The organism is Embleya sp. NPDC056575 (genome assembly GCF_042793325.1).
Lineage (GTDB): Bacteria > Actinomycetota > Actinomycetes > Streptomycetales > Streptomycetaceae > Embleya.
Genome location: NZ_JBHTVA010000099.1, coordinates 23,551 through 33,927 on the forward strand (window position 1 = coordinate 23,551; position 10,377 = coordinate 33,927).

Here is a 10,377-nt window from a genome sequence, read left to right on the forward strand (position 1 = left end):
CGACCCGGCACCGTCCTCGGCGCCGGGTCGGGCAGCAACGGCACGAGCAGGGACCACAGTTCGTCCGAAACCACCCACGGACGCAACTCACCTCAACTCGTGGTTGGGGGGCGGTGGTATCAGTCGGCGAAGGTGCGGCGGTACCTCGACGGGCTGGTTCGGGTCATCGCGGTGAAGTGGATGCGGAGTGACTCGGCGGAGCCGAAGCCGCATCGGTGCGCGATCTCGTCCACGCCGAGGCGCGTGGTCTCGAGGAGTTCACGGGCGCGGGACACCCGTTGTACGGCCACCCAGTTCATGACGCTCGTTCCGGTCACGGCCCGGAATCTGCGGCGCAGGGTCCGGGTGCTCATGTGGCTCTGCCGGCCGACCGATTCCAGGGTGAGGGGCTGGTCGAGGTGCGCCAGGATCCACGTGATCACGTCGGTGATCTCCGAGTCGCCGGTGGGTGGGACGTGTTCGATGAACTGGGCCTGCCCGCCTTCGCGATGCGGCGGGCTGACCAGAAATCGGGCCATCGTATTCGCCGCCGCCTGGCCGTGGTCGAGGCGCAGAAGGTGCAGGCACAGATCGGTTCCGGCGAGGATGCCCGCAGAGGTGAAGACGCCCGTGTCCTCGACATAGAGTTCCGCTTCGCGAACGGTGACCGATGGATGGCGCTCCCGCAGCAGACCGGCCCAGTACCAGTGGGTGGTGGCACTGCGACCGTCGAGAATTCCGGCGGCGGCCAGGGCGAACGCGCCGGTGCAGATCGACACCATCCGGCCGCCCCGGTCGTAGGCGTCGCGCAGTCGCTCGACCAGTTCCGGGTCCGGGGGCTCCGTGGGATCCGCCACGCCGGCGACGATCACCGTGTGTGCCGCGTCGAGCCGGTCGAGCGGCTCGACCTCGCGGGGCACCAACGAGCCCTCCGCGGGAACCGGACTCACCAGGGTCAGTTCGTAGGGGGTGCCTCCGGGCCAGGAGGCCGTCACGTAGTCCGGCCAGTGGCCGAACACCTGCTGGGGAACGGCTATGTCCAAGGGGGCGTAACCCTGCTGGACCACCACGGCGACGTTGGCCGGATCTTTGGGATCACTGTCCATCTGACCATCGTAGGGCGACCCCGGTCTTCCTAGGCTGGTCGTATCACCGCGATGATCGATGAGTGAGGACATGCGCACCATGCACGTTGTGATCGAGACCTGGACCCCGAAGCCCGCGTTCTTCGCCGCCGACGAGGAGACACGGAACGGACTGTTCGCGGGTATTCGGGAAACCATCGAGCGACTGGCGGACATCGGCGTCGTCACGCTCGGCTGGGGCAGGGTGGAACCGACGGGGCATTCCACGTCTCACGAGTGGTTCGCCGTGTGGCAGGCCCCTTCGAAGGATCTGGCCGACGGATTCCTCGGCCGTGTCGAGGAATCCGGCTGGTACACCTACTTCGAACAGACCAACCTTGTGGGCGAGTTGCGGTCCGTCGAGGCGGTCGCCGCCGAACACCTGGCCCTGGGGGCCGAGGCCGCGTGAGCGTACTCGAGAATCTGCCGGAGGAGATCGGAGGGTGGCCGCGCACGGCCGCTACCGAGGCGGCTGTCGCCTTCACTGTCGAGCACGCTCCGGAATGGCTGCTCAACCACTGCATCCGCAGCTACTTCTTTGCGCGCAGCATCGGTGCGGTCGGGAACCTCGTCGCCGGGACGGACTACGACGACGAGACGCTGTTCCTCGCCACGGTGTTGCACGACATCGGTCTGACCGACGAGGGGCGGGGTCCCAACCGGTTCGAGGTGGACGGCGCGTTCCGGGCCGCTCGTTTCGCCCGCGAGCACGGTCTGTCCGACGTCGCCGCGGACCAGATCTGGGATGCGGTGGCGCTGCACACCTCGGCGGGGATCGCGCCGCACAAACACCACATCGCCGCGCTGGCGCACGTCGGTATCGGCGCCGACATGTTCGGCTTCGGCGCCGAGGAGGTGGACCGGGCGGTATTGGACGCGGCACACACGGCGTTTCCGTACCTGGATCTGCGCGCCAACCTCCATGGGCGGTTGGTCCATCAGATCGACGAACAGCCCTCGAAGTGGGCTCCGTTGTCGTTCGTCGACATGGTGTACCGCAAATACCGGCCGGACAACGCGTTCCCCGGCCCGGAGGAACTGGTCTCCGGCCCGGTACGCCCGGCCTGACGGCAACCCGGGTGCAGTTGCGGCGAATCGCGCGCCACCGCGCGGTCCCGGAGGAAGCGGAGGCGTGAGGGTGCCCCCGCGGCTCGGGCCGTGAACTCGACCGCTGCTCGGTGGATGCCAGGTGCTTCGGTCGTGGTGAGGCCGAGGCCGATCGGGGTCCGGAGGTTGGCGGTTGCCGAGGGCGAGGATCCAGGCGACCGCGCGTTCCACCGGCAAGGTGGTCGTGGTGCGGGCGATCGTAAGGATCCGCCCGGCTTCGGCCTTGGTACACCGGCCTTGGAGCGCGCAATCCTCGCAAGCCCCGGCCATCCGAGCGGATCCGTGTCGCGGGCCGAGCAGCCCGCACAGCGCGGGCGCGCATTGTAATCGGCCATGCGCGCAACGTGAAACTTGGCCGAAACGTGCGCTGTTCGCTATCGGGTGCGCGATAGCAATGTGAACCCACGCACGTTCCATGTCACCTTCGGGAAGGAACTCGCATGGGAACTCGACGGATACGTCGGCTGGTCACCGCCCTGAGAGTCGGTGCCGTCGGCGCTGTCGCGGCCGCGATGCTCGTCGCCGCACCCGGCACGGGCCACGCGGAATCGGCGTCGGCGGTGGAAGGTTCGTCCGCACCGACCGAACGGGCCGCACAGTGGGCTGTCTACGGGTCCTCGATCGCGACCGTTCGCAACGCCGACGGGCGTCTGGAGTTGTTCGGGACCAATACGTACGACGACATCTACCACCGCGCGCAGACCTCGGTCGGCGGCTGGAGCCCCTGGGCCGGCTTCGACGGGGCGCTGCGCGCGGTGGCCGCCGAAACGAACGCCGACGGGCGTCTGGAGTTGTTCGGCGTCAACGCCGACGGCGACATCTACCACCGGTGGCAACTCTCCCCCAACGGCGGCTGGTCCGGCTGGGAAGGGCTCGACGGCAGGCTCGCTTCGATCGCGGTCGCACGCAACGCGGACGGTCGTCTGGAGATCTTCGGCGGCGACTTCTCCGGAGACGTCTACCACCGTCGGCAGGCCTACGCGGGTGGCGGCTGGTCCGGTTGGGAGCGGTTCGACGGCGCGTTGCAGCAGGTTGCGGCCGAGACCAACGCCGATGGTCGGGTGGAGTTGTTCGGCATCGACAACTCCGGTGACATCTACCACCGTTGGCAGACCTACGCCGGGGGCGGCTGGTCCGGCTGGGAGCGGTTGGATGGTCGACTCTCCACGATCGCGGTCGCACGCAACGCGGACGGTCGTCTGGAGATCTTCGGCAACAACGCCGGTGGCGACATCTACCACCGTTGGCAGACCTACGCCGGGGGCGGCTGGTCCGGCTGGTACCGGACCGACGGGGATCTGTCGGAGGTGGCCGCCGAGACCAACGCGGACGGCCGCATCCAGTTCTCCGGTGTCGACAGCCACGGTGCGATCTACACGCGTGCGCAGTCCTATCCCGGTGGTCCGCTGGGCACCTGGGTCCGGCTCGACGGCAGCCTGCGCCCCTGAGTGCGATCACGAGGCGGAGTCGGGCACGCGGGCGGGGAGAGCTTCTCCCGGCCCGCGTACCAGGCGTGACGGGGCGTTCGGCGACGCGTTCACCAAGCCGACCCGCTCGAACGCGAACGACGCGCGATCGCCTGCGGGATGCGCGTGCACGGCATCAAGTATCGTGACGAGCGGCCGAGTTCGTTTCCGCGTGCCGCGTGTGTCGGGTCGGTGTCGGGTCCCGGTCCTGCTCGGCCCTCCTGGGTCCGGATCGGAGCGGACGCTGAGAATGTCTGCGGGACATGGCACCCTTCGGCGAGATTCGGCACCGCGGCGCGGTCGGTCTGTGAAAGGTCTCCGTCAGATGGAGTTCTCGCTGATCAGCTCGATCCAGACGGATTCGGAGCCGTCGCCCCCGGACACGGGGTCGAGGCGTCCTGCAACGTCCTCGACGAGTTCGACGCACCCGTACAGACGGTCGTAGTCGAACACGGCCGCGAGAACGTGGATCGCGGATTCGAACTCGTGGGCGTCGAGGCAGGTTTGCCCACCGGTGACCACTCGACGACGTCACGAATCCGCGTCACGCACCGGCACCGGCAACCACACCACCCGACGACCGCAGCGGAGACACCCGTAGCCACCCCACCCCCTCACAAACTGCGCCCGCCCGGTGGCAATCGGTGGACGACACCCGTGGGGCCGGTGGTAGCGTCGTTCGCGGCCACGACCCGCGCCACCCGCTCCGGGGGTGACAACCGTGTGACGAAGGACCTTTCGGGTTCTGCACGATCGTCCCGGCCGCCGGCGTCGCCGCCCCGATAGACCGGGTGCTGCTCTCCTCGTTCGTGCCGTTCTCCTCGTTCGTGCCGTGCTCATGTCCGGGCCCGACAGTCGGGCCGGTGGGACATCGACCGGCCATTGACGACAGTGGGTGCAAAATGACGGGTCGACGGATATCGGATCGACGCCTCGGCGGGCTCGGCCTGTTCGGGGCGTCGGCGAGCGTCATCGCCATAGTGCTGCTCGGTGGCTGCACGTCGTCGGGCCACGCCAACCGGGTCCGGCCGACACCCGCGCCACCGACCGGCGCGAAGCCCACCCAGGCGAAGGGTTCCACCGGTTCGGCGCCGACGGGCGGCAGCGGCACATTCGTGGTCCGCTTCGAGGACCCGGCACCCGCCGACACGCAGGCCGCCGCCCTGCTGCGCGACCGGGCTGCGATGGAGGCCGTCGCCGCGGCGCTGAACGACTTCGTGGCGCCCGGCCGCGAGATCACCCTCGTCGGCCGATCCTGCGCCGGCGCGGGCTCCGCCTACGACGACGCCACCGGTCGCATCGCGATGTGCTACGACGACGTCTCCGACGTGCGCGAGACCTTCGAGGGCGGCGGCCGTCACCCGGCCGACGACGAGGTTCTCGCCGTGGTGACCGAGGTGCTGTACCACGAGGCGGGCCACGCTCTCGTCGACACGCTCGACCTGAACGTCGCCGACGCGGCCGAGGAGGACGTCGCGGATCGCTTCGCCGCCTTCATGGAACTGCGTCGAGGGGCCGAGGGCGAGCGGCAGTTGCGGGCGGTGCTGGAGGAGTACCGGCTCTCCGCGGCCGAGGACGACCAGACCGACGAGGACGCCACCGCGGCACCGGACACCACCGGGGACGACGCCCTCCCCGATTCCGCCCGCGCCACCAATCTGCTCTGCTACCTCTACGGGTCCGCCCCTGACGGCAACCGCGACCTGCTGAGCACGAACCTGCTCCCCCCGGAACGCGCCGCCGGGTGCGCGGGCGAATGGACGAACATCCGCGACACGTGGCTGAAAGACCTGAAACCCGCGCTGCGGACCCACTGATCACCCCCGCGCCCCCTCCCCCGGCGTATCGGTACCGGCCGGCGCACCACATCCGACGAACCTGACCGTAGCGGCAACCACCGCGATGGCGCGGGGTCGTTCCCGGCATGTCGGGTGTGGTGAGGCGGATCGCACGCCGTCAGGACGAGGGCCGGTGGCAATCCCCCGGGACCGCGGGAGGCGGGCGCCGACCGATCGATCGGCCCGACATCGCGTGCAGGATCACGGTCGCGGCCAACACCCAGACCAGCACGGCGATTCCGATGCGATCGCCGAGGGCGCCCAGGACGAGGGCGACCGCCGGCCCCGGCAGGGCCCGCACGAAGGTGCCCATCGACGGCCGTCCGGCGGTCAGGTCTCCGATCAGCACCACGCACGACCACGCCGCGACGGCACCGCACAACAACCACCGATTGCCGGGTGGCACCGCTTCCCGAGCCGCCACCGCAGCGCCCAACCCTGCGGCGAGCGCGCCGATGAGCCCCGTGCTCACGCCGTGCAGGAGCATGGTCCGCCGCAACGGGAGAACACCGGCGCGCAGGTGGGGGATGCCGGCGAAGCCCTGGAGGAGCGACAGGCTCCACACCCCCACCAGGAGGGTGAAGGCGCCCAGGGCGGTGGCGACCGTGCCGGGGTCTCGGGTGGTGTCCGAGGCGGCGGAGACCACCTGGGACACCCCCTCTCCGAGCACGATGATCACGTACAGGCCCAGCCGTTCGGCCAGATGAGGGGTATTGGTGTAGGCGGCCTCGACCGAGGGGGCCGGGGTACGTTCCCGGTCGGCTCGACGTCGCAGGAGTCGGTCGACCCTGCGGGTGGCGGCGCCCAGTGTGCGGGTGCCGGAGACGGTGAACAGGATGAGGAAGTCCAGGGCCAGGCCCAGCGCCCAGAGTCCGTAGCGGGCGGGGGCGTCCACCCACAAAGAGATCAGCCACGGCGTGGTACCGAAGCCGAGTTGGGCCAGGGGCGAGGGTACCGCCCTGCCACAGGTGTCCGGCGAACCAGCGCAACGCGACGTAGGCGAGGACGAAAACCGTGCCGCCCCCGTCCCGGATGTCGGCGACCGAGGACGCCAGGACGGCCATGCCCAGCATGCCCACGAGCATGGCCGGGACGGCGGCGCGTTCGCCCTCGACGGACCCGCGCACGGTGAAACCGGTCCAGGCGGTCCACAGCGCCAGGTACAGGAGCACGTACAGGGCGACGTCGCCCGGCGAGGGGTCGTGCAGCAGGTGGGCGAGTTGGGCGACACCCGCCACGACGACCAGGTCGAAGAACAACTCGGTCCATGTCGCCCGCTGCTCGGCGCGTTCGGAGTCGTCCGCCGCAGGTCGGTCGGCGGGGACGGGCGCGCTCACACAGCGAAGTATCCGGGTGGGCCGGACCGTGCGAGCGAAGACCCGCCGTCCGACAGGGGTGGGTTTTTCGCCCCGCAACGAATGCGGCGATCACGGCCCGGCGCGATACGTCGGGCTCCGGGACCGGCCGGAGCCGCGGCGGGACCCGACGGACGAGAACCGTGCTCGCGCGCTCCTGGTCCTGGAGACCACCGCAGCGTGCCTCGAGTGTGGGCGGTGGCCCTCGGCGGCGACGTCCACGTCGGATCACTCGCGGTGGTTCCCACCGCGACGTACGGGCGCGGTGCGGTCGCCGTCGCTTCGGCCCCGGCTGGTATCAGTGGGCGATGGCGCGTGGGAAGCCGGTCAGGGTGATCTTGCCGATCGCCTTGCCGGATTCGAGGACACGGTGGGCCTCGCGCAGGTTCTCCGCGTTGATCGTGCCGAGGTCGGTCATGGCGGTGGTCGTGAGGGTGCCGGCGTCGACCAAGCGGGCGATCCGGTTCAGGACGTGCCCCTGAACAGCCTGGTCCGGGGTCCGGTGGAGCGAGCGGGTGAACATGAACTCCCAATGGAAGGACAGGCTCTTGGACTTCAGCAGCCCGATCTCGACGGGGCCGAAGTCGTCGATCGCGACGATCTGCCCCATCGGCTTGAGTACGTCCGCATAGGCGGCCATGTTCACGTCGGTGCCGGCCGTGCTGAAGACGAAGTCCACACCATCAGGCGCGACCGCTGTCACCTGAGGGGTCAGGGGCTTGTGGTGATCGACCACGTAGGTCACTCCCATGCGGCGGGCGAACCGGGCCGATTCCGGACGGGAGGCGGTGCCGATCACCGTGAGGCCGGTCAATGCTCGCGCCAGTTGGGCGACCATCGCGCCCACGCCTCCTGCGGCGGCTGTCACGAGCAGGGTGCCGGATTTCTTCGGGGCGCCGTCATGCAGACCGAGGCGCTCGAACAGAGCCTCCCAAGCCGTGAGCGAAGTCAGAGGAAGAGCCGCCGCTTTCGCGAACGAGAGCGTCGTGGGCTTGTGGCCGACGATGCGCTCGTCCACGGTGTGAAAGCGGGCGTTGGTGCCGGGCCTGTCGATGGCGCCGGCGTAGAAGACCTCGTCACCCACCTTGAACGCCGTCACCTCGTTACCGACCCCGACAACCACGCCGGCGGCGTCCCACCCCAGGATCTTGGGCTCGCCACCCGGGTCGGTGTTCTGCCTCACCTTGTAGTCCACCGGGTTGACCGCGATCGCCTCGATCCGTACCAGCAGGTCGCGGGGGCCGGGCCGCGGCACCGGCAGGGTGGCATCCACGAGGCTCTCCGCGTCGTCCACGGACAGGCTCCTGTGGTAGACGACGGCGGGCATGGTGCTCGGAATCTCGGCCATCTCTCCTACTCCTCATTCGATGCCGGCGGGTCCGCGCCGCCCCGGAAACGTACGTCCGAGGAGGTAGTCACCATCAAGCGCAGCTACTTCCCGCAGGGAAGTAACCTGGTGAGCGGCTGATGGAACCTCTTCCCGCCTGCGAGTTTCACCGGGCGGCCGGAGCGCAGCGGGACGGAGTGGTCGGGCGCGGCTCACCGTGAAGCCGCACCCGACCACTCCACGAAGCCCGTCGAGCGCTGCGCCGGCGAACTTCAAAAGCGGCACGGCCTCGCCGCTTGCCACGACAAGACCGTCACCATCCGTCTCGCCGGACTCGGTCTCGCCCCCTTCTTCATCCGGTCGGCGAGGCGATCCGAAAGGGCTCAGTCCTCCCGAGGCAGGGACGCGGTCCCGTGCGGCGGCTCGTCCAGCGGGTGCACAGCGACGGAGATCTTGCCGCGTGGGCGCCGGCGGCCTTCGCCGGCCGAGCCGCCTTCCAACAGCACGTGCGCCTTCGCGATGTCGGCCAGCGGCAGCACGGCGCCGATCACCGGTCGCAGTTCTCCCCGGTCGACCAATCGGCCGAGAGCCTCGAGCTTCGCTCGGCCGGGGCTGACGAAGAGGAAGTGGTAGGTCGCGTTCACGCCCCACGCGGCGAGCAGGTTCTGGGGTTCGGCGATGTCCACGATGGACACCACGCGGCCTCGGTCGGCGAGGACCTCCGGACTGCGGGTGAGGGTGTCCCCGCCCACGGTGTCCAGTACGACGTCCACTCCGCCCGTCGCGCGGACCTGCGGCACGTAGTCACCGGTCGAGAAGTCGATCGTGAGGTCGGCGCCCAGTTCGGTGACGAACTCGTGATCCCTCGCACGCGCGGTGGACACCACCTGGGCCCCGAGCGCGTGGGCGACCTGGACGGCGACCGAGCCGATCCCGCCCGCTCCGCCGTGCACCAGGACCCGCTCCCCGGCCCGTACCTCGGCGCGTTCGACCAGCGCCTCCCACACCGTCACGCCCACAAGCGCGAGACCGGCGGCCTCGACGTGCGACAAGCGCGCCGGCTTGCGGGCCACCACTGCCTGGTCGACCACGTGGAACTCGGCATAGGTTCCCTGCCCGTCGAACACCGGCGCCAGGTACCAGACCTCGTCGCCCGGTTGGAAGTCGTCCGCCCCGGGGCCGGTCTCGACCACCACGCCGGACACGTCGTTGCCGATCACGGCAGGCAGCGCCACCTGGTCGCGGTAGTCGCCGCGCCGGGTCTGCAGGTCGAGGGGGTTCACGGACGTGGCCATCACACGCACCAGCACCTGGCCGGGCCCCGGAGTGGGTCTTGGCACCTCTCGGGCGGCGAACGCGGTGTCCGCGGCACCGAAGCGGACGAGTTCCATCACGCGCATCGAAGTCGACATGCGGCAACCATAGATTGACATATTTCAAATCGTCAATATGAGACTGGGCTACGATGAGCCGCGTGTTCTCGGAAGCGGAGTTGCTGACGGTGTTCCGGGCCCTGTCCAATCCGGCCCGCCGCCAGATGTTGGTGTGGCTCAAGGAGCCGATGGGCTTCCCCGGCCAAGAGCTCGACGACGTCGAGATCGGTGTCTGCGTGACCGACATCCAGCAGCGCGCGGGCCTGAGCCAGCCAACCACCTCGCAGTACCTCACGATACTGCGGCAAGCAGGGCTGGTGATCGCCACCCGGCGAGGCAAGTGGACCTACTACCGCCGTGACGAAGCGAACATCGCCCGCCTCGTGGAGACCCTTCGCGACGTCTTCTGAAGCGTGCCGCAGAAGGCCGCGGGTGGGCATTCCTCCTGCACGGGCGGTGTGTTGCGGGCTGAGCCCTTGTAGCAGTTCGGCCGGCCGCCGTCGTCACCGTGCCACTGCGCCCCGCGTCCGCCTCGGGCCGGGTCGCCGAGCGCGTCCTGTTCACCACCGTCGACCGGCGGCGTGTCCAACAGCGGACGTTCTCTGACCTGTACTGCTGCCATCGTCGGTCCTGTCGCCGGAAACCTCCGGCACCGCACGTCACTCGCGAAGGACCGGAACACCATGTCGCTCAACGCCGTCGCGCACCTGAATTTCCACGGCCAGGCCCGCGAAGCCCTGGAGTTCTACCGGTCGGTCTTCGGCGGCCGGCTCACCGTCGCCACCTACGCCGACTTCGGCATGCCCAC

At 69.5% G+C, this 10,377-nt stretch carries 10 protein-coding genes and 1 pseudogene; 5 read left to right on the forward strand and 6 right to left on the reverse strand.

The window, feature by feature from the left end; all coding sequences use genetic code 11:
* Window positions 1-119: 119 nt before the first annotated feature.
* Window positions 120-1,085, reverse strand: a complete 966-nt coding sequence (locus ACFRCG_RS44190) for a GlxA family transcriptional regulator (protein WP_380042314.1) — start codon at window positions 1,083-1,085, stop codon at window positions 120-122.
* Window positions 1,086-1,155: 70 nt separating this feature from the next.
* Between ACFRCG_RS44190 and ACFRCG_RS44195 the strand changes: the two genes are divergently transcribed.
* The 3 genes from ACFRCG_RS44195 (at window position 1,156) to ACFRCG_RS44205 (ending at window position 3,658) form a co-directional block, all read left to right on the forward strand.
* Window positions 1,156-1,512 carry a DUF6616 family protein gene (locus ACFRCG_RS44195; protein WP_380042315.1) on the forward strand — a complete coding sequence of 119 codons (357 nt, stop codon included), beginning with the start codon at window positions 1,156-1,158 and terminating at the stop codon, window positions 1,510-1,512.
* Entirely contained in the window at window positions 1,509-2,171 is a 663-nt protein-coding gene (locus ACFRCG_RS44200) for an HD domain-containing protein (RefSeq protein WP_380042316.1), read from the forward strand. The genes ACFRCG_RS44195 and ACFRCG_RS44200 overlap by 4 nt, the downstream gene beginning before the upstream one ends.
* Window positions 2,172-2,650: 479 nt before the next feature.
* Window positions 2,651-3,658, forward strand: coding sequence for a tectonin domain-containing protein (locus ACFRCG_RS44205; protein WP_380042317.1), 1,008 nt, complete (start codon window positions 2,651-2,653; stop codon window positions 3,656-3,658).
* Window positions 3,659-3,997: 339 nt separating this feature from the next.
* Here ACFRCG_RS44205 and ACFRCG_RS44210 read toward each other — a convergent pair whose 3' ends face one another.
* On the reverse strand, window positions 3,998-4,198 hold the full coding sequence (locus ACFRCG_RS44210; RefSeq protein WP_380042318.1) for a hypothetical protein: 201 nt from the start codon (window positions 4,196-4,198) through the stop codon (window positions 3,998-4,000).
* Between the two features lie 380 nt (window positions 4,199-4,578).
* Between ACFRCG_RS44210 and ACFRCG_RS44215 the strand changes: the two genes are divergently transcribed.
* Window positions 4,579-5,493 carry a DUF4344 domain-containing metallopeptidase gene (locus ACFRCG_RS44215; protein ID WP_380042319.1) on the forward strand — a complete coding sequence of 305 codons (915 nt, stop codon included), beginning with the start codon at window positions 4,579-4,581 and terminating at the stop codon, window positions 5,491-5,493.
* A 139-nt stretch (window positions 5,494-5,632) separates the two neighbouring features.
* On the opposite strand, the gene ACFRCG_RS44220 is transcribed toward ACFRCG_RS44215, so the two are convergent.
* From ACFRCG_RS44220 to ACFRCG_RS44235, 4 genes and pseudogenes are all read right to left on the reverse strand, one after another.
* Window positions 5,633-6,457 (reverse strand): low temperature requirement protein A, encoded by an 825-nt coding sequence (locus ACFRCG_RS44220; RefSeq protein WP_380042324.1) that lies wholly within the window; start codon window positions 6,455-6,457, stop codon window positions 5,633-5,635.
* Between the two features lie 25 nt (window positions 6,458-6,482).
* Window positions 6,483-6,851: pseudogene (locus ACFRCG_RS44225) on the reverse strand (low temperature requirement protein A); the annotation flags it as partial.
* A gap of 316 nt (window positions 6,852-7,167) precedes the next feature.
* A complete protein-coding gene (locus ACFRCG_RS44230) occupies window positions 7,168-8,217 on the reverse strand; it encodes a zinc-binding alcohol dehydrogenase family protein (RefSeq protein WP_380042320.1) in 1,050 nt (349 codons plus the stop codon).
* A 362-nt stretch (window positions 8,218-8,579) separates the two neighbouring features.
* Window positions 8,580-9,608, reverse strand: coding sequence for a zinc-binding dehydrogenase (locus ACFRCG_RS44235; protein ID WP_380042321.1), 1,029 nt, complete (start codon window positions 9,606-9,608; stop codon window positions 8,580-8,582).
* A 53-nt stretch (window positions 9,609-9,661) separates the two neighbouring features.
* Here ACFRCG_RS44235 and ACFRCG_RS44240 point away from each other — a divergent pair, with 53 nt between their 5' ends.
* The gene (locus ACFRCG_RS44240; RefSeq protein ID WP_380042322.1) at window positions 9,662-9,979 is read left to right on the forward strand and encodes an ArsR/SmtB family transcription factor; all 318 of its coding nucleotides are present in this window, start codon (window positions 9,662-9,664) and stop codon (window positions 9,977-9,979) included.
* Window positions 9,980-10,377: the final 398 nt, after the last annotated feature.

What these genes read in the sequence shown, in the direction of transcription:
- ACFRCG_RS44205 (WP_380042317.1), top strand. Translation starts at nt 2,651, where the DNA reads ATGGGAACTCGACGGATACGTCGGCTGGTCACCGCCCTGAGAGTCGGT.
- ACFRCG_RS44215 (WP_380042319.1), top strand. Translation starts at nt 4,579, where the DNA reads ATGACGGGTCGACGGATATCGGATCGACGCCTCGGCGGGCTCGGCCTG.
- ACFRCG_RS44195 (WP_380042315.1), top strand. Translation starts at nt 1,156, where the DNA reads ATGCGCACCATGCACGTTGTGATCGAGACCTGGACCCCGAAGCCCGCG.
- ACFRCG_RS44230 (WP_380042320.1), bottom strand. Translation starts at nt 8,217, where the DNA reads ATGGCCGAGATTCCGAGCACCATGCCCGCCGTCGTCTACCACAGGAGC.
- ACFRCG_RS44235 (WP_380042321.1), bottom strand. Translation starts at nt 9,608, where the DNA reads ATGTCGACTTCGATGCGCGTGATGGAACTCGTCCGCTTCGGTGCCGCG.
- ACFRCG_RS44190 (WP_380042314.1), bottom strand. Translation starts at nt 1,085, where the DNA reads ATGGACAGTGATCCCAAAGATCCGGCCAACGTCGCCGTGGTGGTCCAG.
- ACFRCG_RS44240 (WP_380042322.1), top strand. Translation starts at nt 9,662, where the DNA reads ATGAGCCGCGTGTTCTCGGAAGCGGAGTTGCTGACGGTGTTCCGGGCC.